The 23,719-nt window shown below is 68.6% G+C and carries 21 protein-coding genes; 12 read left to right on the top strand and 9 right to left on the bottom strand.

The window, feature by feature from the left end; all coding sequences use genetic code 11:
- Positions 1-204 precede the first annotated feature (204 nt).
- The 4 genes from pgeF to lgt all read right to left on the bottom strand — a co-directional run bounded on the left by pgeF (position 205) and on the right by lgt (position 3,481).
- On the bottom strand, positions 205-915 hold the full coding sequence (gene pgeF / locus D1610_RS09275; RefSeq protein WP_118863896.1) for a peptidoglycan editing factor PgeF: 711 nt from the start codon (positions 913-915) through the stop codon (positions 205-207).
- Entirely contained in the window at positions 908-1,423 is a 516-nt protein-coding gene (locus tag D1610_RS09270) for a GNAT family N-acetyltransferase (protein WP_118863895.1), read from the bottom strand. Before D1610_RS09270 ends, pgeF begins: the two co-directional genes overlap by 8 nt.
- On the bottom strand, positions 1,420-2,460 hold the full coding sequence (locus D1610_RS09265) for a class I SAM-dependent methyltransferase (RefSeq protein WP_245942077.1): 1,041 nt from the start codon (positions 2,458-2,460) through the stop codon (positions 1,420-1,422). The genes D1610_RS09270 and D1610_RS09265 overlap by 4 nt, the downstream gene beginning before the upstream one ends.
- Before the next feature lie 145 nt (positions 2,461-2,605).
- The gene (lgt, locus tag D1610_RS09260; protein WP_118863894.1) at positions 2,606-3,481 is read right to left on the bottom strand and encodes a prolipoprotein diacylglyceryl transferase; all 876 of its coding nucleotides are present in this window, start codon (positions 3,479-3,481) and stop codon (positions 2,606-2,608) included.
- Positions 3,482-3,553: 72 nt separating this feature from the next.
- Here lgt and D1610_RS09255 point away from each other — a divergent pair, with 72 nt between their 5' ends.
- The 10 genes from D1610_RS09255 (at position 3,554) to D1610_RS09205 (ending at position 16,374) form a co-directional block, all read left to right on the top strand.
- The gene (locus tag D1610_RS09255) at positions 3,554-5,242 is read left to right on the top strand and encodes a class I adenylate-forming enzyme family protein (RefSeq protein ID WP_118863893.1); all 1,689 of its coding nucleotides are present in this window, start codon (positions 3,554-3,556) and stop codon (positions 5,240-5,242) included.
- Positions 5,243-5,703: 461 nt separating this feature from the next.
- Positions 5,704-7,944 (top strand): xanthine dehydrogenase family protein molybdopterin-binding subunit, encoded by a 2,241-nt coding sequence (locus D1610_RS09250; RefSeq protein ID WP_118863892.1) that lies wholly within the window; start codon positions 5,704-5,706, stop codon positions 7,942-7,944.
- Positions 7,941-8,948, top strand: a complete 1,008-nt coding sequence (gene hemH / locus D1610_RS09245) for a ferrochelatase (protein ID WP_118863891.1) — start codon at positions 7,941-7,943, stop codon at positions 8,946-8,948. Before D1610_RS09250 ends, hemH begins: the two co-directional genes overlap by 4 nt.
- Positions 8,949-8,985: 37 nt before the next feature.
- Positions 8,986-9,708: an acetoacetyl-CoA reductase gene (phbB, locus tag D1610_RS09240; protein WP_118863890.1), complete on the top strand. Its 723-nt coding sequence runs from the start codon at positions 8,986-8,988 to the stop codon at positions 9,706-9,708.
- Between the two features lie 125 nt (positions 9,709-9,833).
- Positions 9,834-10,133, top strand: a complete 300-nt coding sequence (locus D1610_RS09235; RefSeq protein WP_245942076.1) for an endonuclease domain-containing protein — start codon at positions 9,834-9,836, stop codon at positions 10,131-10,133.
- Positions 10,134-10,339: 206 nt separating this feature from the next.
- Positions 10,340-12,052 (top strand): DEAD/DEAH box helicase, encoded by a 1,713-nt coding sequence (locus D1610_RS09230; RefSeq protein WP_118863888.1) that lies wholly within the window; start codon positions 10,340-10,342, stop codon positions 12,050-12,052.
- 181 nt (positions 12,053-12,233) lie between these two features.
- Positions 12,234-12,695, top strand: coding sequence for a YaiI/YqxD family protein (locus D1610_RS09225; RefSeq protein WP_118863887.1), 462 nt, complete (start codon positions 12,234-12,236; stop codon positions 12,693-12,695).
- A 519-nt stretch (positions 12,696-13,214) separates the two neighbouring features.
- Complete coding sequence (gene gyrB, locus D1610_RS09215) at positions 13,215-15,683, top strand: DNA topoisomerase (ATP-hydrolyzing) subunit B (RefSeq protein ID WP_118864049.1); 2,469 nt, start codon at positions 13,215-13,217, stop codon at positions 15,681-15,683.
- 17 nt (positions 15,684-15,700) lie between these two features.
- Positions 15,701-15,943 (top strand): DUF4160 domain-containing protein, encoded by a 243-nt coding sequence (locus D1610_RS09210; RefSeq protein ID WP_118863886.1) that lies wholly within the window; start codon positions 15,701-15,703, stop codon positions 15,941-15,943.
- A complete protein-coding gene (locus tag D1610_RS09205) occupies positions 15,940-16,374 on the top strand; it encodes a helix-turn-helix domain-containing protein (protein WP_182466769.1) in 435 nt (144 codons plus the stop codon). Before D1610_RS09210 ends, D1610_RS09205 begins: the two co-directional genes overlap by 4 nt.
- Here D1610_RS09205 and D1610_RS09200 read toward each other — a convergent pair.
- From D1610_RS09200 to D1610_RS09185, 4 genes are read right to left on the bottom strand one after another with little or no spacing between them, the layout of a single operon-like run.
- Entirely contained in the window at positions 16,371-17,126 is a 756-nt protein-coding gene (locus tag D1610_RS09200) for a 3'-5' exonuclease (protein WP_118863884.1), read from the bottom strand. The two genes, D1610_RS09205 and D1610_RS09200, sit on opposite strands and share 4 nt — an antisense overlap.
- A 45-nt stretch (positions 17,127-17,171) precedes the next feature.
- Positions 17,172-18,560 (bottom strand): phosphoglucomutase/phosphomannomutase PgmG, encoded by a 1,389-nt coding sequence (gene pgmG, locus D1610_RS09195; protein WP_118863883.1) that lies wholly within the window; start codon positions 18,558-18,560, stop codon positions 17,172-17,174.
- Positions 18,557-18,823, bottom strand: coding sequence for a J domain-containing protein (locus tag D1610_RS09190; protein WP_118863882.1), 267 nt, complete (start codon positions 18,821-18,823; stop codon positions 18,557-18,559). The genes pgmG and D1610_RS09190 overlap by 4 nt, the downstream gene beginning before the upstream one ends.
- On the bottom strand, positions 18,823-19,611 hold the full coding sequence (locus D1610_RS09185; protein WP_182466768.1) for a division plane positioning ATPase MipZ: 789 nt from the start codon (positions 19,609-19,611) through the stop codon (positions 18,823-18,825). The genes D1610_RS09190 and D1610_RS09185 overlap by 1 nt, the downstream gene beginning before the upstream one ends.
- An 82-nt stretch (positions 19,612-19,693) precedes the next feature.
- On the opposite strand from D1610_RS09185, the gene panC reads away from it, so the two are divergent.
- Positions 19,694-20,533 carry a pantoate--beta-alanine ligase gene (panC, locus tag D1610_RS09180; protein WP_118863880.1) on the top strand — a complete coding sequence of 280 codons (840 nt, stop codon included), beginning with the start codon at positions 19,694-19,696 and terminating at the stop codon, positions 20,531-20,533.
- Positions 20,534-20,617: 84 nt separating this feature from the next.
- Positions 20,618-20,914, top strand: coding sequence for an SEL1-like repeat protein (locus tag D1610_RS09175; protein ID WP_118863879.1), 297 nt, complete (start codon positions 20,618-20,620; stop codon positions 20,912-20,914).
- Positions 20,915-21,022: 108 nt separating this feature from the next.
- On the opposite strand, the gene topA is transcribed toward D1610_RS09175, so the two are convergent.
- Complete coding sequence (gene topA / locus D1610_RS09170; RefSeq protein ID WP_118863878.1) at positions 21,023-23,539, bottom strand: type I DNA topoisomerase; 2,517 nt, start codon at positions 23,537-23,539, stop codon at positions 21,023-21,025.
- Between the last annotated feature and the right edge of the window lie 180 nt (positions 23,540-23,719).

Genomic DNA, 23,719 nt, shown 5'->3' with positions numbered 1-23,719 from the left:
CCATCCTCCCCGGAACGGGGAGGGGGACCAGCCGCAGGCTGGTGGAGGGGCGGCGGCGGGCCCCCCCCCCCCCCCCGCGGGGGGCCCCCCCCCCCCCCCCCCCGGGGGGGGGGGGGGGCCCCGCCGGGGGGGGGGGGGGGGGCCGCGGCTCCCCCTCCACCGCACTGCGTGCGGTCCCCCTCCCCCTGCTTCGCATGGGGAGGATCAGGGCAATCCGATCACCGAGATCTGCCGCCCATAGGTCGCCTCGCCGCGATGGGTCGCGCGGCGGTAGCTGAAGAAGCGCGCCTCGTCGGCATAGGTGTCGAGGCCCAGCGCCTCGACCCGCGCGATTCCCGCGGCGGCAAGGCGGTGCGCGACATAGGCTTCGAGGTCGAACTGCAAATGCCCCGGCCGCCCGGCGGTGAAGAAACGCTCGTCGTCGGGAGCGAAGGCGCGTGCGAAACCGTCCTCCACCTCGTAGCTCGCGCGGGCGATGCACGGGCCGATCGCCGCCGCGATCCGCTCGCGCCGCGCGCCCAGCGTCTCCATCAGCGCGATCGTCGCATCGGTGACGCCGCCGAGCGCGCCCTTCCACCCGGCGTGCGCCGCGCCGACCACGCCGGCCTCCGCGTCGGCGAACAGCACCGGCGCGCAATCGGCGGTGACGATGCCGATCAGCAGCCCCGGCCGGTCGGTGACCAGCGCATCGGCGTGCGGCCGCGCGTCGACCGGCCATGGCTCGGCGACCACCGCCTCGGCCGAATGCACCTGATAGACGCTGGTGAGCGCCGCGCCCGGCAGCACCGCTTCCGCCACCGCCCCGCGATTGGCGCCCGCCGCCGGATCGCCCGAGCCGAGGCCGCAATCGCCGAACGCGCTGGTGCCGAAGCCGTGCGGCGCCGCCAGCGACCGGGCACGGACGGGCTCAACCATCGAGCGTCAGCCGCATGATATCGTCCTCGTCCTCGTGCCCGCCGACCATGAAGGCGTAGGTGCCGACGCGCTCGAACCCGTAGCGTTCGTAGAAGCGCCGCGCGCGGTGGTTGTCGACGAACACCGAAAGATGGATGTCGCGCGCCCCGCGTTCGCGCGCGGTCGCGATCACCCAGTCCATCATCCGCGCGGCGAGCCCGCTCCCCTGCCAGCCGCTCAGCACATAGAATTGGCGCAGCTCGATCGCCGGCTCGCGCACCGCGATGGGCAGCTTGGGCGGGGCGAGCTTGGCGTAGCCCGCGGCCTCGCCATCGATCTCGGCGATCGCTACGATGAACCCCGGATCGGCCAACTCGGCCTCCCATTGCGCACGCCTATGGCTTTCGAGGAATATCGCCAGATCCTCGGGCCGATAGAGATGCCCGAAGGTCTCGGCGAAGCTCCGCTGGCCGATATCGGCCAGCGTGTCGGCGTCGGCGAGCGTGGCGGGGCGCAATACCGGCGTCATGCGAACCCCGTCGGCGCCGGCCAGCCGGGCGCGGTCACCGCCAGCACGCGGAACAGCTCGCCCATCGCCTCGGGCCTGGCCAGCCGGTCGCGCGCGGCGGCGATCTCCTCCGCCCGCGCGGGGTTGCCGCGGATCAGCGCCTCGGCGCGCGCCTCGATACCCATCGCCATCAGCCAGCTCCCTTGCGTCACGACCTCGGATGCCGCCGCGCCTTCCGCCAGCGCGGCCGCCGCCAGCGTGGCGAAATCGACATGCGCGGTGAGGTCGCGCGTCCCCGGTTCCTCGAACGGATTGGCATAGCCGTGCCGCGACACCGCCTGCAACGTGTCGCCGAGCGCCGGCCCTTCATAGCCGTAGTCGACGATCAGCGCCGCGCCGCCGTCCGCCACCAGCCGCTGCGCCAGCGCGCGCATCGCGCCGACGCCGTCGGGCGAGGTTTCGAGAATCGACCCGATCGGCGCGTCGCGCAGCTGCGGCGGCACCGCCCGGTCATGCACCTCGCGCCCCGGGATCGGCAGGAACAGCGTGTCCTGGCAGGCAACCAGCCGCTCGCGCCAGCCGGTCTGGGTCCTGACCAGCTGTCGGATCGGCAGCGCGTCGAAGAACTCATTGGCGACGATCAGCAGCGGCTTGCCTTGCGGCACATCCTCGATCCGGTCGTGCCACGCCGCGCCCGTCACGCGCTCCGCCTGCAATCCGCGCAGCACCGGGCTGGTCTCGACCAGATGCGGTTCGGGTGCGCACCCGGCGCGCGCCAGCACGCGCAGCGCATCGGCGGCGAGCGTCCCGCGCCCCGGGCCCAGCTCGACATAGCGCGCGTCGGACCGCCCGGCGCGGTCCCACAGATCGCCCAGCCACGCGCCCGCCAGCTCGCCGAACATCTGGCTGATCTCGGGCGCGGTGGTGAAATCGCCCGACGCCCCCAGCGGATCGCGCGTCGCGTAATAATGCGCGTTGGCCGCGCCCATATAATCGGCGATCGAGATCGGCCCCGCGACCGTGATCGCCCGGGCGAGGCGTTCGGGAAGGAGGTCCATCTAATTCCTCCCCGGAACAGGGAGGGGGACCGCACGAAGTGCGGTGGAGGGAGAGCGCCACGATCGGCGCGTTTGCGGCCAGCCCCCTCCACCGCCGCTCTTCGAGCGGCGGTCCCCCTCCCCGTGCCGGGGGGGTATGGGAAGATCAGGCAACGCTCGCCGATCCCGCGACCGGCTCGACGCGCTTCCTGCGGTTCTTGCTCGTGGCGATCAGATACGCCCCGCCGACGATCATCGGCACGCACAGCCATTGGCCCATGTGGAGGCCGGTGTTGACCGCGAACTCGACCAGCTGCTCGTCGGGTTCGCGGAAGAACTCGACGCTGAAGCGCGCAAGGCCGTAGCCGAGCAGGAACCAGCCGACCAGCTTGCCCGGATGGTAGCGGGCGTCGGTCTTCCAGAACAGGAACCAGAGCAGCGCGAACAGTGCGATCCCCTCCAGCCCCGCCTCGTAGAGCTGGCTCGGATGGCGCGCGAGCTCGCCGGCGCGCGGGAAGATGATGCCCCAGCTCTGGTCGTCGGTCGGCTTGCCCCACAGCTCGCCGTTGACGAAATTGGCCAGCCGGCCGAAGAACAGCCCGAACGGCACGCAGCAGGCGACATAGTCGTGCACCCGCAGCCAATCGAGCCCGTGCTTCCTCGCCATCAGGATGATGCCGAGCGTGACGCCTAGCACCCCGCCATGGAACGACATGCCGCCGTCCCACAGCCTGAGAATCCTGAGCGGCGTCAGGAACATCTCGGGCGCGTAGAAGATCACATAGCCCAACCGCCCGCCCAGGATGATGCCGAGCGTCGCGTAGAACACCAGATCGTCGGCGTGCCGCCGCGCCATCGGCGCGCCGGGCTGGGCGATCAGCTTCAAGAGATACCACCAGCCGACGATGATCCCGGCGATATAGGCCAGCGAATACCATTTGAGCGTGAAGACGCCGAGATCGAGCGCCACCGGGCCCAGCCCCAGGCTTTCGAAGCGGATGGCGGGGGATGCGGCGGCGCTGGCGGCGAGCGAGAGGATCAAGGCACTTTCCCAGGCAAGGTCGCGCCCTCATAAGGGGGCAAAGCGGCAAGCGCAAAGAGGAGAGATAGAAGGATGTCGAGCGCGCTCGATCAGGCCATCGAAGCGGGGCTCGCCCGCGTCACCGGCGAAGGCGGCCCGATGCCGCTCAAGATGGTCGAAAGCCGGGGGCGGCAGATGCCGATGATCGCCAGCGCGCCGCCCGCGCTCAGCTATTATTTCGCGCATTTCTGCGCTCAGCATGGCGACGCCACCTTCCTCGTCGCGGGCGCGGAGCGGCTGAGCTTCGCCCAGACCTTCGCCGCCGCGAGGCAAGTCGCGGGCGGGCTGGTCGAGGGGCACGGCGTCCGGCGCGGCGACCGCATCGGCATCGCCGCGCGCAATTCGCCGGCGTGGATCGTCGCCTATATGGGCATCCTCATGGCCGGCGGCGTCGCCACCTTGCTCAATGGCTGGTGGGAGCCCGACGAGCTGGCGCAGGCGATCGACGATGTCGGCTGCGCGCTGGTGATCGCCGACCTGACGCGGGCGAAGCGGCTCGAGCAGGCGGAGCACGAGGCGCGGGTGATCGCGATCGATGTCGGCCAGCCGATCGACGCGGCGATCGCGCCGCTGCTGGCGAAAGGCGGCGGGGCGGAGACCGCGCTGGCGATGCTTTCGGGCGACGATCTCGCCACCATCCTCTTCACCTCGGGCTCGACCGGCCAGTCGAAGGGCGCGCTCAGCGACCACCGCGCGGTGGTGCAGGGCACGTTCAATTATCTCGTCCAGACGCTGATCATGCTCGGCATCGCGACCGAGCGCGGCGAGGCGCCGACCATGCAGCCGGCCACCCTGCTCAACGTGCCGCTGTTCCACGTCACCGCCGAGGTGCCGGTGTTCCTCCAGAGCTTCGCGATGGGCCGCAAGCTCGTCATCATGCCCAAATGGGACGCCGAGGAGGCGATGCGGCTGATCGAGGCGGAGAAGGTCACCTATTTCGTCGGCGTGCCGCTGATGAGCTACGAGATCCTCACCCACCCGCGCCGCCACGAATATGACCTCTCCTCGTGCGGCGATTACGCCGCGGGCGGCGCGCCGCGCCCGGTCGAGCATGCCAGGCGATTGAACGAGGAGATGGGCGGGGCCAAGCCGCTGCTCGGCTACGGCCTGACCGAGACCAACGGCGTCGGCTGCGGCAATCTGCGCGAGAACTACATGGCCAAGCCCGATTCGACCGGCATGGGATCGAAGCCGCTGGTCGATCTCGCCATCCTCGACGATGCCGGGCGGCCGGTGCCGCAGGGCGAGCGCGGCGAGGTGTGCATCCGCTCGATCTGCAACTTCCGCGAATATTGGGGCAATCCGCAGGCGACAGCGGCCGCCTTCACCGCCGACGGCTATTTCCGCACCGGCGACATCGGCACTCTCGACGCGGACGCCTATCTGTTCATCGTCGATCGCAAGAAGGACATCATCATCCGCGGCGGCGAGAATATCAGCTGCCAGGAGGTCGAGGCCGCGCTCTACGAAGACCCGCGCGTCGCAGAAGCCGCGGTGTTCGGCCTCACCGACGAACGCTTCGGCGAGGTGCCGGGCGCGGTGGTCCACCCGGCCGAAGGCGCGGCGCTCGACGAGGCGGGGCTGCAGGACTTCCTCTCGGGCCGCATCGCCGCCTTCAAGATCCCCGCGCGCATCTGGATAGCCGAAGACCCCCTGCCGCGCCTGGGCACCGAGAAGATCGACAAGGTGACGCTGAGGAACCGGTATCGGTCTTTGGCCTAGAAGCCGTCTCGCAATTGTTGATTTGGTGACAGGTTGTGCCTATATTGGCCAAGCAATATCGGTTGAATGTCGATCATCTCATCCGAAATGATGGCCCCGACCGTGGCAGCGGTTGGGGCCAAATCGTTTGGAGGCGAGCTGGCAGGCCCGCCTCCTCCCGTCGTTGCTAACGAGCCTTTCGGCTATTTAGAACGAGCCTCCCTGATGATCTGCACCACCAGAGCGGCGAAAGCGATCATCAGCATCGCAATGCTGACGATCAGAGTTGCAATATCGATTGTTATATCGATCACCTCCTTTGGACGGATGTTTTCGCCCTCGTTGCAGACGAGAGGCGACCCGCCGCGCTTGCTTTAGCCAGAGCTTCCCGCCCGAACCAACCGTGATTGCTAACGGACCCAGGTTTCGTTGTTCGTCACGCCCTCTGGCCCAAACCCCCACCCCCCGCTAACACCGCCGCCATGGCCCGCGAACGCGACGAATGGACCGAGAGGAGGGGGATCAGCCGGCGCGGGCTGCTGATCGGCGGCGGGGCGGGCATCGGCCTTCTCGTCGCCTTCGCGCTGTGGCCGCGCGCGCATGTCGCGAACCTGCGCGCGGCGGAGGGCGAGCATATCCTCGGCCCCTGGGTCAAGATCGGCGAGGACGGGCATGTCGCGGTGATCGTGCCGCAGGCCGAGATGGGGCAGGGCGTCACCACCACCTTGCCGCAGATCCTGGCCGATGAGCTGGGCGCGGACTGGCGCACCATCGCGGTCGAGCCGGCGCCGCCCAATCCGCTCTACGCCAACAGGGCCGCGCCGATGACCTTGTTCGAAGGATCGCTCGGCCTGCCAGACGACTGGGCGGACGATTTCGCCACGCGCGCGGGCCTGACCGTCACCGACGGCGTCCATGCCGAGGCCGCCTATGAAGCGCCGTTGCGTCAGGCGGGGGCGGCGGCGCGCGCGATGCTGTGCATGGCCGCGGCCAAGCGTTGGGACATCGACTGGCAGGCCTGCGACACCGAGGACGGGCTGGTCCGCTGGGGCGAGGAGACGCTGCGCTTCGGCGGGCTCGCCGCCGAGGCCGCCGCCGAGACTCCGCCCGATCCGCTGCCGATCCGCGGTTTCCGGCGCGGCGGGCTGATCGGCCAAAGCGTGCCGCGGATCGATCTGCCCGCCAAGGTCGACGGATCGGCCAATTTCGCCGGCGACATCCGCCTGCCGAACATGGTCTATGCCGCGATCCGCCAGGGTCCGCTGGGCGACAGCCGCCTCACCCGCATCGATCGCGCCGCCGCCGACGGCATTGTCGGCGTGCTGCATGTCGTCGAGAATCCGCGCTGGGTGGCGGCGGTCGCCACCAACTGGTGGGCGGCCAATCGCGCGCTCGACGGCATGGCGCCGCGGTTCGAGACCGGTGGGGGGCTGATCGACGATACGCATATCGAGACCGGCCTGCGGACCGCGCTCGCCGGCGAGGGCGCGCGGATGGTCGAGCGCGGCGACCTGTCCGCCGCCTTTACCGGCGCGCGCATCTACACCTCGGACTATTACGCCGCGCCCGCGCTCCACGCAGCCGCCGAGCCGATGACCGCGACCGCCGAGTGGAAGACCGGCCGGCTCGAGCTGTGGCTGCCGACCCAGACGCCCGCCGCCGCGCGCCACGCCGCCGCCGAGGCGATCGGCGTCGCCGAAGCGCAGGTGACGGTCCATCCGATGCTGGTCGGCGGGCAGGACGGGTCGAAGCTCGACCTGGAGATCGCCCGCCAGGCGGCGGTGCTGGCGTACGCGCTCAAACGTCCGGTGCAGCTCGGCTGGAGCCGGGTCGAGGACCTCTTGCGCGTGCCGCCGCGCGCCCCCGCCGCCGCGCGCCTCTCCGCCCGCCTCGCCCCCAACGGCATGATCGAGGGCTGGCTCGCCAAGATCGCCGCGCCTGCGACCGGCCGCGCGCTCGCGTCGCGGCTCGTCCCGGATCATCCCGAGATCGCCGCGCTCACCGGCTGGCGCGCGGGCGATCCCTATGCGGTCGCCGGCGCCGCCCCGCCCTATGCGATCCCGCACATGGCGATCGACCATCACCGCGCCGACCTGCGCCTGCCCACGGGCCATATGCGCGGCGGCAGCCACGGCGCGAACGCCTTCTTCACCGAATGCTTCATCGACGAGCTGTCGCGCGAGGCGGGGGTCGAGCCGCTCTCCTTCCGTATCGCCATGCTCTCCGGCCAGGCGCGGCTCGCGCGCTGCCTGTCGATCGCCGCCACGCTCGGCGGATGGGACGGCGGATCGGCGGGCAGCGGGCAGGGCATCGCCGCGCACGCGATGCACGGCAGCTACATCGCGGTGATGGCCGAGGCGGCGGTCGATCGCAGTCAACGCGTGCGCGTCTCGCGCCTCGTCGCGGTGGTCGATTGCGGGCGGCAGAACCATCCCGAGATCGCCCGCCAGCAGATCGAGGGCGGCCTGCTGTTCGGCGTCGCCCAGGCGGTCGGCGCGGGCGCGTCCTACACCGACAATCTCGGCCAGGCGCGGAGCCTGCGCGAGGTCGGCATTCCCGCGCTCGCCGACGCGCCCGAGATCGTGCTCCAGATCGTGCCGTCGAGCGTCGCCCCCGGCGCGGTCGGCGATATCGGCGTCCCCGCCGTCGCCCCCGCCATCGCCAACGCGCTGCGCGCGGCGAGCGGCACGCGCTACCGCAGCCTGCCGCTTCGATCGGCATGACGCCGCCCGCCGACCACCCCGCCATCCCGCCGCGCAAGCTGGGCGTGCTGCTGATCAACCTCGGCACCCCCGATGCGCCGGACCGCCGCGCGGTCAAACGCTACCTCGCCGAATTCCTCTCCGACCGGCGCGTGGTCGAGATCCCTGCGCTCGCCTGGCAGCCGATCCTGCGCGGGATCATCCTCAACACCCGCCCGAGGAAGTCGGCGCACGCCTATGGCCAGGTGTGGCGCGAGGACGGCAGCCCGCTCGCCGCGATCACCAGGGCGCAGGCGGCGGCGCTCAAGGACGCATTCGGGCCCGATGTGCTGGTCGACTGGGCGATGCGCTACGGCAACCCCTCGATCCCAGATCGGCTGGCGGCGATGAAGGCCGCGGGGTGCGAGCGCATCCTTGTCGCCCCGCTCTACCCGCAATATTGCGCGGCGACGACCGCCACCGCCAACGACAAGGCGTTCGCCACGCTGGCGGCGATGCGCTGGCAGCCCGCGATCCGCACGCTGCCGCCCTATCACGATGACCCCGCCTATATCGCCGCGCTCGCGGATTCGGTGCGAACGTCCCTGGCGAGCCTCGACTTCGAACCCCAGGCGATCGTCGCCAGCTTCCACGGCGTGCCCCAGCGCACGCTGGAGCTTGGCGATCCCTATCATTGCCATTGCCGGAAGACGGCGCGCCTGCTGTCCGAAGCGTTGGGCCGCGAAATGACCGTCGCCTTCCAGTCGCGCTTCGGCCGCGCCAGATGGCTCGAGCCCGCGACCGACGCCGTCCTGAAGGCGCTGCCGGGCAAGGGCGTCACCAGAGTCGCGGTCGTCGCCCCCGGCTTCTCCGCCGACTGCCTCGAGACGCTGGAGGAGCTCGCCATCCGCGGCGCGGCGGATTTCCGCGCGAGCGGCGGAACCGATTTCGCCTATCTGCCTTGTCTCAACGACAGCGAGGGCGGCATTCACATGCTCAAAACGTTGCTCCGCAGGGAGCTTGCGGGCTGGTTGGCGAACGCATAGCCTTCCGGCCAGACCAGAAGAGAGAGGATCAAGGCAAATGGCTCGTGTTGCGATCGTGACCGGCGGCACCCGCGGCATCGGCGAGGCGATCAGCCTCGCCCTCAAGGACGCCGGGATGACCGTCGCCGCCAATTACGCCGGCAATGACGAGCGGGCGAAGGCCTTCACCGATCGCACCGGCATCAAAGCGTATAAATGGGACGTCGCCGATTACGACGCCTGCCAGGCCGGCTGCGCCCAGGTCGCCGAGGAGCTGGGGCCGGTCGACATACTGGTCAACAATGCCGGCATCACCCGCGACGGCACGATGCTCAAGATGACCTACCAGATGTGGAAGGAGGTCATGGACACCAATCTCGGCGGCTGCTTCAACATGGCCAAGGCGGTGTTCCCGGGGATGCGGGAGCGCAAATGGGGCCGCATCGTCAATATCGGATCGATCAACGGCCAGGCCGGGCAATATGGCCAGGTCAACTACGCCGCCGCCAAATCGGGCATCCACGGCTTCACCAAGGCGCTGGCGCAGGAAGGCGCGCGCGCGGGAGTGACGGTGAACGCCATCGCGCCCGGCTATATCGACACCGACATGGTGGCGGCGGTGCCGGCCGACGTGCTGGAGAAGATCGTCGCCAAGGTGCCCGTCGGGCGGTTGGGCCAGGCGGACGAAATCGCGCGCGGCGTGACGTTCCTGTGTTCCGAGAACGCCGGGTTCGTGACCGGATCGACGCTGAGCATCAACGGCGGCCAACACATGTATTGAGCGGATAGATCCTCCCTCGCTGCGTAGCAGCGGGGGAGGGGGACCGTTCGCCGTAGGCGAATGGTGGAGGGGGGTTTCTGCGGCTGAAAGGTTCAACCGGCCAAGCACGTGCGCAGCGCAAACGCATGTCGCTGCCTGAAGTCCTGCTATGGCGCGAGTTGCGTCGGTGGCCGGATGTGCGATTTCGCCGCCAGCAACCGGCTGGTCCATATTCGCTAGACTTCTACTGCGCGCCGCTGAAGCTCGCGATCGAAATCGACGGCATCTCGCATGACATGGGCGATAGACCTGAGCGCGATGCCGTTCGTGACGAATGGCTGGCAGCGCAGCATGTTCTCGTGCTCAGAATTACGGCGCGGGAGGTTCTTTCCAACCTGGATGGCGTAATCCGGCTCATCGCAGCCACTATAAACGACCGCAGCTAGGCCCCCTCCACCATGCTTCGCCCACGGATTGCTTCGCAATCCGGCTCCGCGGCTGCAATGTGCCCCCGGCACATTGCTGGTCGCCGCTACGCCCCCCTCCCCCGCAGCTTCGCTGCGAGGGAGGATTTGGGAGTCGCAATCTGGCGTGATCCGGCCCATATGCCTGCCGAACTCGGCCCCCATGCGCGCCGTCACCGGATAAACACATGCCCTTCCAAACCCTCCCCCCGCCTGTGCAGCAGGCGCTCGCCGCGCGCGGCTATGCCGAGCCGACTCCCGTCCAGGCGGCGGTGCTCGAACCCGAGGCCCGCGCCCGCGACCTGCTCGTCTCCGCCCAGACCGGCTCGGGCAAGACCGTCGCCTTCGGCCTCGCCATGGCCGACACCCTGCTCGCCCCGGACGGCGCGCTGATCCCCGTCACCGCGCCCGCCGCGCTCATCGTCGCGCCCACGCGCGAGCTCGCCTTGCAGGTCAGCCGCGAGCTGATGTGGCTCTATGGCGGCACCGGGGTGCGCGTCGCCACCTGCGTCGGCGGGATGGATGCGGCGAAGGAGCGCCGCAACCTCGGCCACGGCGCGCATATCGTCGTCGGCACGCCCGGCCGCCTGCGCGATCATCTCGAACGCGGCGCGCTCGATCTCGCCGGCCTCAAGGTCGCGGTGCTCGACGAGGCCGACGAGATGCTCGACATGGGCTTCCGCGAGGACCTGGAGGAGATCCTCGACGCGACGCCCGATGCGCGCCGCACCTTCATGTTCTCCGCGACCATCCCCAAGCCGATCGCGATGCTCGCCAGGCGCTACCAGAAGGATGCGCTGCGCATCTCGACCGTGGGCGAGGACCGCGGGCACGGCGACATCAGCTATCAGGCGGTCACCGTCGCGCCGGCCGATATCGAGAATGCGGTGGTCAACCTCCTGCGCCTGCACGATGCCGAAACGGCGATGCTGTTCTGCGCCACGCGCGAGAATGTCCGCCACCTCCACGCCAGCCTGACCGATCGCGGTTTCGCCGCGGTCGCGCTGTCGGGCGAGCATAGCCAGAACGAGCGCAACGCGGCGCTGCAGGCGCTGCGCGACCGCCGCGCGCGGGTCTGCGTCGCGACCGACGTCGCCGCGCGCGGCATCGATCTGCCGACCTTGAGCCTCGTCATCCATGTCGAGCTGCCGCGCGACGCGGAGACGCTGCAGCACCGCTCGGGCCGCACCGGCCGCGCGGGCAAGAAGGGCACCGCGGTGCTGATCGTCCCTTATCCGCGCCGCAAGCGGGTCGAATCGATGCTGCGCGGCGCGCGCATCCCGGCGCAGTGGGTCGCCCCGCCGACGATCGACGACATCCGCGCGCAGGATCGCGCGCGGCTGCTCGAGACGCTGCTTCAGCCGGTCGAGATCGAGGAAGAGGACCGCGCGCTCGCGGCGAAGCTGCTCGAAGCGCGCCCGGCCGAGGACATCGCCGCGCTCCTCGTCCGCGCGCATCGTTCGCAGCTCCCCCAGCCCGAGGAGCTGATCGACGCGTCCGCCCCGACGGCGCGCCCGGACCGTGCCGAGGGTCACCGCGCCGGGTTCGAGGATACCGTCTGGTTCCGCATGAATATCGGCCGGCGCCACAATGCCGATCCGCGCTGGATTCTTCCGCTGCTCTGCCGCCGCGGCCATGTCACGCGCGGCGAGATCGGCGCGATCCGCATCGGCGCCAACGAGACATATTTCCAGATCCCCCGCGCCATGGCCTCGCGCTTCATGGCGGCGGTCAAGCGCACCGCAAATGCCGAGAGCGACGATGAGAGCGGCATCGCCATCGAGCCCTCGCCCGAAGCGCCCAAGGGCGGCCACCGCCCCAACCCGCGCGCCAACCGCCCGACGCTCGCCCCCAAGCGCCACAGCCCCCGCCCAACCCACGGCCCGAGGGGGCGGCGGTAGAGCTTCATCAGAAGATACTCCCCTCCCTTCCAGGGAGGGGCTTGGGGGTGGGTGCGCGCGTCTGCGCGCCTCAAAGACTCATCCCCCGAACGCGAATAGCGCCGATCGGGGCGTCGAGCCCCGCTCTGCGCTATACCCACCCCTTGATCCCCTCCCTTTCAGGGAGGGGAGGGAAACCTGTATGACCCACCCCATCCACATCCTGGTCGACGCCGACGCCTGCCCGGTGAAGGACGAAATCTACAAGGTCGCATGGCGGCATGAGGCGCCCGTCACCCTGGTCAGCAACGCGCCTTTCCGCATCCCTGCGCATCCGCTGGTCAAGCGGGTAATCGTCGGCGACGCCTTCGACGCGGCGGACGACTGGATCGCCGAGCGCGCCGCGCCGGGCGTCATCGTGATCACCGCCGACATCCTCCTCGCCGATCGCGCGCTGAAGGCCGGCGCGGCGGTGATCGCGCCCACCGGCAGGCCCTTCACGACGAGCTCGATCGGCGCCGCCATCGCCACCCGCGCGATCATGGCCGATCTGCGCGCCGGCGGCGACCAGCTCGGCGGTCCCGCGCCCTTCGCCGCCGCCGATCGCTCCCGCTTCCTCCAGACCCTGGATGCGGCGCTGGTGAAGGCGAAACGGGCAGGATAGCGTAACCGATTGGTGGTAATAAGCACCGTCCCAACCCGTCACCCCGGACCTGTTCCGTGTTCGGGCGAGAATCCGTCCGCCGGACGGATTCTTGACTTGCCGGGGGCAAGTCAAAGCTCGAACACCATCTCTCCACCAGGCAGGCGCTCGCTTGGAGCGCGATGGATGCCGGAACAAGTCCGGCATGACGATGAAGGGAGGGGATCGGCCATTCTTCCCGCGCCCTTCGCCGCCGCCGATCGCTCCCGCTTCCTCCAGGCCCTGGATGCCGCGCTGGTGAAGGCGAAACGGGCAGGATAGCGTAGCCGATTGGTGGTAATAAGCACCCTCCCAACCCGTCACCCCGGACTTGTTCCGGGGTCCATCTCTCCACCAGATAGGCGTGCGCTTGGGGCGCAATGGATGCCGGAACGAGTCCGGCATGACGATGAGGGGAAGGGATCGGCCGTTCTTCCCGCGCGCATCGCCAAACCGCCCATTTCGCTTTCGTTTCGCGCCCCAGGACCCTATATGCTGGGCATGGCAACAGACCCCAATCAGAACAGCTACGGCGCCGATTCCATCAAGGTGCTGAAGGGCCTCGACGCGGTGCGCAAGCGTCCCGGCATGTATATCGGCGACACGGACGACGGTTCGGGCCTCCACCACATGGTGTTCGAGGTCAGCGACAATGCGATCGACGAGGCGCTCGCCGGGCATTGCGACCGCATCCTGATCACCTTGAACGCCGACGGATCGGTCTCGGTCGAGGACAATGGCCGTGGCATTCCGACCGGGATCCACGCCGAGGAGGGCGTTTCGGCGGCAGAGGTCATCATGACCCAGCTCCACGCGGGCGGAAAGTTCGAGAACACCTCGGACGACAACGCCTACAAGGTCTCGGGCGGCCTGCACGGCGTCGGCGTGTCGGTGGTCAACGCGCTCAGCGAGTGGCTCGACCTCAACATCTGGCGCGACGGCGAGGAGCATTACATGCGCTTCGCCCATGGCGACGCGGTCGCGCCGCTGAAGGTGATCGGCCCCGCGAACGGCAAGAAGGGGACGCGGGTCACCTTCCTCGCCTCGCCCGCCACCTTCAAGATCACCGAATATGACTGGGACAAGCTGGAGCATCGCTACCGCGAGCTCGCCTTCCTCAATTCGGGCGTGCGGCTCGTCCTGCGCGACGCCCGGCACGAGGAGCCGAAGGAGGTCGAGCTGTTCTACGAAGGCGGCACCGCCGCGTTCGTCAAATATCTCGATCGCGCCAAGCAGCCGCTGATGCCCGATCCCGTCGCCATCGCCGGCACGCGCGACGACGTCACCATCGACGTCGCGCTGGAGTGGAACGACAGCTATTACGAAAACGTCCTCTGCTTCACCAACAACATCCCGCAGCGCGACGGCGGCACGCATCTGGCGGCCTTCCGCGCGGCGCTGACCCGCACGCTCAACAATTATGCGGAGAAATCGGGCGCGCTGAAGAAGGAGAAGGTCAGCCTCACCGGCGACGACATGCGCGAGGGGCTGACCGCGATCGTCTCGGTCAAGCTGCCCGATCCCAAATTCTCGTCGCAGACCAAGGACAAGCTGGTCTCCTCCGAAGTCCGCCAGCCGCTCGAAAGCCTGATGGCGGACAAGCTGGCCGAGTGGCTCGAAGAGAATCCCGGCCATGCCCGGTCGATCGTCCAGAAGGTTATCGACGCCGCGGCGGCGCGCGAGGCGGCGAAGAAGGCGCGCGAGCTGACCCGGCGCAAGGGGGCGATGGACATCGCCTCGCTGCCCGGCAAGCTCGCCGACTGCCAGGAGCGCGATCCGGCCAAGTCGGAGCTGTTCCTGGTCGAGGGCGATTCGGCCGGCGGCTCCGCCAAGAGCGGACGCGACCGCCATTATCAGGCGATCTTGCCCCTGCGCGGCAAGATATTGAACGTGGAGCGCGCGCGGTTCGACCGGATGCTGTCGTCGAAGGAGATCGGCACGCTCATCCAGGCGATGGGCACCGGCATCGGCCGCGACGATTTCAACCTCGACAAGCTGCGCTACCACAAGATCGTCATCATGACCGACGCCGACGTCGACGGCGCGCATATCCGCACGCTGCTCTTGACCTTCTTCTACCGTCAGATGCCGGAGATCATCACCGCCGGGCACCTCTACATCGCCCAGCCGCCGCTCTACAAAGCCGCCAAGGGACGCAGCGAGGTCTATCTGAAGGACGATGCCGCGCTCGACGAATATCTGGTCGAGGCGGGCGTGGCGCTGACCGTGCTCGAAACCACAGGCGGCGCGCGCAGCGGCGATGACCTGCGCGGCCTGGTCGACCACGCCCGGCGGATGCGCACGCTGATGCGCTACGTCCCGCGTCGTTACGACCCCGCAATAATCGAAGCTCTCGCCCTGAACCGCGCACTCGATCCCGATAAGCGCGAGGATCGAGAAGTTTCGCTCGCCGCCGCCGGCGATGCGATGGCCGCATCCGACCCCGAAGCGCGCTGGTCCGCCGAGATCGGCGCGGAGGGCGCCTACCACTTCAAGCGGCTGTGGCGCGGCGTCACCGATCATCACGTCATCGAAGCGAGCTTCCTTGCGTCGGCCGAAGCGCGCAAGCTCCACGCGCTGGCGATGGAGCAGGCCGAATCCTACGCCGCGCCGTCGAAGCTCGTCCCGCTCAAGAATGCCGCCGCCACGTCCGAATCCGAGGATGACGAGGCGGATACCGTCGGCAAGGGCGAGGCGCGCGTGTCGCGCCCCAGCCAGTTGCTGGAGGCGATCCTCGCCGCCGGCCGCAAGGGCCTGTCGATCCAGCGCTACAAAGGACTGGGTGAGATGAACGCCGAGCAGCTGTGGGAAACCACGCTCGATCCGGAGAACCGATCGATGCTGCAGGTCGGCATCGACCAGGCCGACGTCGCCGACGAGATCTTCACCCGCCTGATGGGCGACGTCGTCGAGCCGCGCCGCGAGTTCATCCAGGACAATGCGCTGAGCGTCGCGAACCTGGACGTGTGATGGACTTGGTGCAATGATTGCACTATCATGCCGCGCCTGATCCGCTTCTCCGCGTCGGAGATCGCGATGTATTCGCCGATCACAATCCGCCGCACTTCCATGTGCTGGGGCGCGAAGGAGCGGCGCAGGTGCGGATCGACACGCTGGAGGTGATCGCATCCAGCGGCAGGATCGATCTGCGCGAGGCGCTGGCATGGGCAGCGGACAACCGGCCCCTGCTGGAGGCGAAGTGGCAGGAATTCAGCGGAGACGGCGCATGACGCTGGGCAAGATCGAAACGATAGCGATCTCCGGACCGGCGATGTTGACGGTCGTCTGGGACAATCAGCGCCGTGCCGATGTAGATCTTGGTCCTTTGATCGCGGCGCGCGCCAACCTCGCGCCGTTGGCCGACAGGTTCGTATTTGCGACAGCCGCCATTTCAGATGATGGCTGGGCGGTCGAATGGCCTGTCGGGATCGATTTCGGCTCGGCTCAATTACGCCGGTGGGCCGATGAGCAGATCGGGGAGACGATGCCGTCGGCTGGTCTACGCACATGGATGGAGCGCCACGATCTTACGCTGGACACTGCCGCCGCAGCGCTTGGCCTGTCGCGGCGAACAATCGCCTATTATCTTTCGGGCGAGCAGGTCATTCCCAAAACGGTGATGCTGGCAACCGAAGGCTATGACGCCCGCCGCGCCGCCTAAAGCAGCAGGTCCTGTCGCGCCGGCCGCTTTACCTCGCCGCCGCCGCGACGGCGGGCGAGCTCGGTCTCGGCGGTGAAGCGGACGTCGATGTCGCGATCGGTGAGGAAGGAGGCGAGGGAGTCCTCGCCGATCTCGTCCCACGCCTTGCCGCGGTCGGGGCCGTAGCGGACGCGCGGCAGCAGGCCGGGTTCGGCCGACCAGGCGATCAGCTGATCGGGCCCGACCTCGTTCAGCATGTCGCGCAGGTGGAAGGCGGTGACATAGGCATCGGGAAATGCCCGGTGCGCGGGAAGGCCGCGATCATGCTCCAGCCCCGCGGGCCTGCGCCAATAGCGCAGCACCTGGTTGGAGAAGCTTGGGCTTTCGGGCCATAGACGCAGCGCGCACTTCCAGGTGCAGATCCACTCCTTTCCGGCCGATTGGGCGGGCGAACAGAACTTCATCTCGAAATCGGCGCGATGCGCGGCAAGCGCGATGCGCTTCGGATAGGGATCGAGCACCTGGCGGGCGACATCGTGCCACCACGGTGCGTCCATCACATGCTCGTCGAGGATGTGATGGACCGCCTGGGTGATCGGCGGAATCGGGCGGCCCGGGTTGATCAGTCGCGCGCCGCCATCGCCATACAATTCCCATTCGCCCTCCGCGCCGAGCGCGACGTCCTGCCAGCCGACCTCGCAAACGCCGTCGGCCATGGGATTCGCGCCGGTCGTCTCCAGGTCGACGACGCGGATTATTTGTGATGGGGGCATTCCCACCAGATGGGTGCTTCGGGCCGGAAATGCCAGCCCGAAGCTTTAATGCGCCGCCTGCGGTCCGCGCTTGAGCCCGCTCGCCGCCAGTTGCGCATCGATCTGCGCCATCAGCCGATCAAGCCCCGCCTGGTCCCTCGCCTCGGCGCGCGCGACGAGCACGTCCTGGGTGTTGGAGGCGCGCAGCAGCCACCAGCCGTCGGGTGTGGTGACGCGCGCGCCGTCGGTGCGGTTGACGTCGGCACCCTCGGCCTCCAGCCGATCGAGCACCTCGTCCACCACCGCGAACTTGCGGGCCTCATCGACCTGGAAGCGCATTTCCGGCGTGTTGACGAACTTGGGCATCGCGCCCCTGATCTCGGTCATCGACTTGCCGATCATGTGCACCGCGCGGATCAGCCGTACGGCGGCGTATTGCGCGTCGTCGAAGCCATAATAATCGTGCGCGAAGAAGATGTGGCCGGACATCTCGCCGGCGAGCGGCGCGCCCGTCTCCTTCATCCGCGACTTGATAAGCGAGTGGCCGGTCTTCCACATCTCCGGCTTGCCGCCGAGTTCCTTCACCCGGTCGAACAGCGCCTGGCTCGCCTTCACGTCGGCGATGATCGTGGCGCCGGGCAGTTCGCGCAGCACAGGTTCCGCCAGAATGGAGAGAAGCTGATCGCCCCAGATCACGCGCCCTTCGCCGTCGATCGCGCCGATCCGGTCGCCGTCGCCGTCGAAGGCGAGTCCGAAATCGAGCTGCTTCTCCGCGACCAGCGCCTTCAGATCGGCGAGGTTCTTCTCCTCGGTGGGATCGGGATGATGATTGGGAAAATCGCCGTCGATATCGGTGTAGAGCGTGTGATGCTCACCAGGCAGCAGCTTCACCAGCTTCTCGATCACCGCGCCGGCGGCGCCATTGCCGGCGTCCCAGCCGATTCGGTAGGCGCCGCCGGCATAGCCCGCGATCAGCCGACCGACATAATCGTCCTCGATATCGGCGTCCTCGACCGCGCCCGGCGTTTCCGCCTCTTCCCAGTCGCCTTCCGCCGCCATGCGGCCAAGCTCCTGGATCTGTGGGCCGAAAAACGGCTTGTGCTGCAGCACCATCTTGAAGCCGTTATAATCGGCGGGGTTGTGGCTGCCGGTTATCTGGATGCCGCCATCCACCTCCAGCACCGCCTCGGCATAATATAGCATCGGCGTCGGGCCGAGGCCGATGCGGACAACGTCGACACCGCTCGCGGTCAGCCCCTCGACCAGCGCCGCCTCCAGCGCGGGCGAGGATTTGCGGCCGTCGCGTCCCACCGCCACGCGCGTGCCGCCCGAACGGCGCACCAGGGTCGCGAAGCCGCGGCCGATGGCGCGCGCATCGGCCTCGCCGAGCGTTTTGCCGACGACTCCGCGGATGTCGTATTCGCGCAGGGATGTGGGATCGAAGCGGTGGGTCATTTCAACTCCTTCGGTAGCTCCCGCAGCAACACGTCACGCGCCGCATTGATCCGTGCGGCGAGCGCGGCGTTGCCGCCCGCATCCGGATGAACCCTGGCGATCAGACGGCGATGCGCGGCGCGAATCGCCGCTTCGTCGGCGTCCGCGGGCAGATCGAGCGTCGCGCGCGCCTCCGTGACGGTCATGCCGGCGCCGCGGCGGCCGCGCCGCCACAACAGCCAGATCGCGGCAAGCACCGCGGCCGCGATGATCAGCTTCGTCATCAGGCAAACATGGGGATGGCGGGCTCGGGCAGGGCAAGCCCGGCGACCATCTCGCGCAGCTCCTGGCGGGCGGCGACATGCGCCAGGCCCATTTCGCCGAAATCGCGGCTGTCGACCAAGGTCAGCCCCTGCGGGAACAGCTCGCGATAGATGACCCGCTCGCCGAGGCCGGGGATGACGCGAAAGCCGACGCGCTTGGCGAGCTGGTCGAGCGCCAGCCCGACGCGGCGCATGTTCTTCGCCTCGATATGCTGAAGGCGGTTGCGGAGGACGACCCAGTCGATCGTCGCGCCGTCCGCCTTCGCCCGCACCTTGCGCGCGTCCCAGATCAGCTCCGAATAGAAGCTGGGGCGCGTGACCTTGTAGTTGTCCGGATCGACCTGGCCGATCAGATCGAAGTCGACGAAGCTGTCGTTCATCGGCGTGACGAGCGAATCGGCGCGTGTCGCCGCCGCCCGGGCGAAGGGATCGTCGCGCCCCGGCGTGTCGATGACGAGGAAATCGGCACCCTCGGACAGGCTGCCGACCAGCTCCTCGAACCGGTCCTGGCTCACTCCGTCATGTGCGGCGTAGCGCGGCTGGGGCAGGTCCTTGCCCGTCCGCTTCATCGTCGCGGCGCGGTTCTCCAGATAGCGCGCGAGCGTGCGCTGGCGGTGATCGAGATCGATCGCGGAGACGCGTGCGCCCTTCGCCGCCAGCGCGATCGCGACATGCACCGCGGTGGTCGACTTGCCAGTACCGCCCTTTTCGTTGGCGAAGACGATGGTGTGTACCCTGCCGGACGCCACGTGCCCCGAATTCCTGTCGCTTGAAGCCGTTCCCCCGCCCCCATAGAAGGCGCGTCCACCCTTTGCCGCAGCCGGAACACCCATGCAAACGATCGATGACGTTAACGCCCTGCGCACCGCGATTTCCGGGCTGAGGCGTGATGGCGCGCGGATCGCGCTGGTGCCGACCATGGGGGCGCTGCACGCCGGCCACATGGCGCTGGTCGCGGAGGCGCGACAGCGGGCGGACAAGGTGGTGGCGTCGATCTTCGTCAATCCGAAGCAGTTCGGCGCGCACGAGGATCTGTCGACCTATCCGCGCGCCGAGGCGGCGGATGCGCGGATGCTCAAGGACGGCGGCTGCGACCTGCTGTGGATGCCTTCGGTGGCGACGATGTACCCGGACGGCTTCGCATCCACCGTCTCCGTTTCGGGCATCAGCGACCTGTGGGACGGCGCGGCGCGGCCGGGCCATTTCGACGGGGTGGCGACGGTGGTCGCCAAGCTGTTCAACCAGGTCCGGCCCGATGTCGCGCTTTTCGGCGAGAAGGATTTCCAGCAGCTGGCGGTGATCCGCCGGATGGTCGCCGATCTGGACTTCGCGATCGAGATCGTCGGTGTGCCGACCGAGCGCGCCGATGACGGCCTCGCGCTGTCGTCGCGCAACGCCTATCTGACCGATGAGGAGCGTCACAGCGCGCTTGCCCTGCCCCGCGCGCTGGGCGAAGCCGCCGCAGCGATCCGCGTTGGCGGCGATGCGAAGGCGGCGCTTGCCCATGGCGTGGAGCGGCTTCGCCATGCGGGTTTCGATCCGATCGACTATTTCGCGCTGGTCGATGCGGAAACGCTCGCGCCCGATCCGGCGGCGGGCCGCGCGCGCCGTCTGATCGCGGCGGCGAGGATCGGCAGAACCAGGTTCATCGACAATCTCGCGGTCGATTGATCATGGCTTTTTCGACGTTAACCATTTGTTGAAAGCTGCTGCCCGAAAGTGATCGCATGAGGATCAGGTGAAGGGGGCTTCACGATGGGCAACAGCTTCAAGAGCGCGCAGTTTCTGATCGAAAGCAGGCTGGCCGATGCCGCCGCCGGTGACGCCGACGCACTGTTCGACCTGGGGGTCGCCTATTCGAGCGGCAGCGACGGCGTCGGCGTCGATCTGATCGAAGCGCATAAATGGTTCAACCTGGCGGCGCTGAACGGCGACGTCCGCGCGCAGGAATGGCGCGCCGAGATCGCCGACGAGATGTCCGCCCGCGAGATCGCCGAGGCGCAGCGCCAGGCAAGGGCATGGCTGGGCGCGACGGTGCGCCGCGCGGCCTGACACACCAACCAAAATCTGTCGCCCCTGCGAAGGCAGGGGCCTCGGTCGGCATACGCAGCTGCTGACGTGCCACAAACCCAGAGGCCCCTGCCTTCGCAGGGGCGACGATCAGCCCTTTGGCTTCTTCTTGGGCGCTGCCTTCTTCTTCGCGGCCGGCTTCCTGCCTTTCTTCGCCGGTGCCGCAGCAGCCCTGGCATCGATCAGCTGCGCGGCCTCTTCCAACGTCAGCTGATCCTGCGCGACGCTCTTGGGCAGGGTCGCGTTGGTCGTGCCGTCGGTGACATAGGCGCCGTAGCGGCCCTCCATCAGCTTGATCTCGGCCTCGGTGCGCGGATGCTTGCCCAGCACCTTCAGCGGCTCGCGCGACCCGCGCGCCGGGCGGCCGCCGCTCGCCGCGGCTTCGGCGAGCTTGACCACCGCGGCGTTCATGCCGGTCTCGAACACCTCGGCGGTCGAGCCCAGCCGCGCATATTTGCCGTCATGCTGCAGATAGGGGCCATAGCGGCCGATCGAGGCGACGATCTCCTTGCCCGTCTCGGGGTGCGTGCCGACGGTGCGCGGCAGCGACAGCAATTTGAGCGCCATCTCCAGATCGAGCTCGCCGGGCAGGTCCTTGGGAATCGAGGCGCGCTTCGCCTCCTTGCCTTCGCCCGCCTGGATATAGGGCCCGAACCGGCCGGAACGTCTGCTGACCTCCAGCCCGTCTGCGTCCTCGCCCAGCACCTCCGGCCCGGTATCGTCGCCCTCGCCGCCGCCCGGCTGGGCGAAACGGCGGGTGTATTTGCACTCGGGATAGTTGGAGCAGGCGACGAACGCGCCGAAGCGCCCGCCGCGCAGCGCCAGCCGCCCCTCGCCGCAATTGGGGCATAGCCGCGGGTCCGTTCCATCGGCCCTGGGCGGAAAGAGATAGGGCGCGAGGAACGCGTCGAGCTGGGCGGTCACCTCGGACGGCTTGAACTCCATCACCTCGCTGGTGCGCGGCTTGAAGTCCTTCCAGAAGGCGTCGAGCACCGCCTGCCACTGGGCGCGGCCGCCGGACACCTCGTCGAGCTCGTCCTCGAGGCCGGCGGTGAAGTCGTAGCTGACATAACGCTCGAAGAAGCGCTCGAGGAACGCCGTCAGCAGCCGCCCGCTCTCCTCGGCGAAGAAGCGGTTCTTCTCGATCTTCACATATGCGCGGTCCTTGAGCACCTGGATGATCGAGGCGTAGGTGGAGGGGCGGCCGATGCCCAGTTCCTCCAGCCGCTTGACCAGCGAGGCTTCGGAGAAGCGCGGCGGCGGCTGGGTGAAATGCTGCTCGGCGTCGACGCCCTTCTTGGCGGGCGCGTCGCCTTCCTTCATGCGCGGCAGGCGCTTCGAATCCTCGTCCGCGCTGTCGTCCTGGCCTTCCTCATAGAGCGCGAGATAGCCGGGGAAGAGCACGACCTGGCCGGTGGCGCGCAGGCCCGTCCGGCCGCTGCCGTCGGCGAGATCGACCGTCGTTCTTTCCATCCGCGCCGAGGCCATCTGGCTCGCCAGCGCGCGCTTCCAGATCAGATCGTAGAGGCGGGCGTGATCGCCCGATCCGGCGCGATCCTTCGAGAAATCGGTCGGACGGATCGCCTCGTGCGCCTCCTGCGCGTTCTTCGCCTTGGTCTGGTACGCCCTCGGCTTCTCGGGGACGTAGCTCGCATCGTAGCGATCGGTCACCGCGCGGCGCGCGGCCGAGATCGCGGCGCCATCCATCTGCACGCCGTCGGTACGCATATAGGTGATCGCGCCGTCCTCGTAGAGGCCCTGGGCGATCCGCATCGTGTGGCTCGCCGAAAAGCCGAGCTTGCGCGCCGCCTCCTGCTGCAGCGTCGAGGTGGTGAAGGGCGGCGGCGGATTGCGCGTGGCGGGCTTGGTCTCGACCGAGGCGACGCTGAAGCGGCCGTCCTCGACCGCCTTCTTCGCCGCCATCGCATCGCCGCGATCGCCGATGGCGAGGCGGTCGACCTTCTCGCCCTTCCAGCGCGACAGCCGCGCGTCGAACGCGGTGCCGTCGGCTTCCAGATGCGCGGTGACCGACCAATATTCCTGCGGCGTGAAGCCTTCGATCTCGCGCTCGCGCTCGACGATGAGCCTGAGCGCGACCGATTGCACCCGGCCCGCCGACTTGGCGCCCGGCAGCTTGCGCCACAAGACCGGCGAGAGCGTGAAGCCGACGAGGTAATCGAGCGCGCGCCGGGCGCGGTATGCGTCGATCAGATCCTCGTCGAGCGCGCGCGGGTGCCGCATCGCCTCGCTGACGGTCGCCTTGGTGATGGCGTTGAAGGTGACGCGGTCGACCTTGGCGGGAAGCGCCTTCCTCTTCCGCAGCACCTCCTGGACGTGCCAGCTGATCGCCTCGCCCTCGCGATCGGGGTCGGTCGCGAGCACGAGCCGGTCGGCCCCCTTGGCGGCGTCGCTGATCGCCTTCAGCTGCTTGGCCTTGTCGGCGTAATTCTCCCACTCCATCGCGAAACCCTCATCGGGGTTCACCGATCCGTCCTTCGCCGGCAGATCGCGGACATGGCCGTAGGAGGCGAGCACGCGGTAATCGCCGCCCAGATATTTCTCGATGGTTTTCGCCTTGGCGGGCGATTCGACGATGACGAGCTGCATGGAGGTTCGCGGTTCCTTACGTGTACGCGCGAGAGTGGGGAGCGTGTGACCAGGGCGTCAAGCCGGGCGACATTCAACCGATCGGTTGCAAGCGAAGTTCAGTATGTTCAGTGTCCGGCGCGATTTTCGTGAGACGACGACGTGTCGTTGCCGCATGTCGATCGGGCCCGATGCCGGTCA

Origin of the sequence: Sphingomonas gilva, assembly GCF_003515075.1 — a bacterium.
Taxonomy (GTDB): Bacteria; Pseudomonadota; Alphaproteobacteria; order Sphingomonadales; family Sphingomonadaceae; genus Sphingomonas; species Sphingomonas gilva.
Note: the sequence above shows the minus strand (reverse complement) of the source record. Positions and strands in the feature narration are given on the sequence as shown.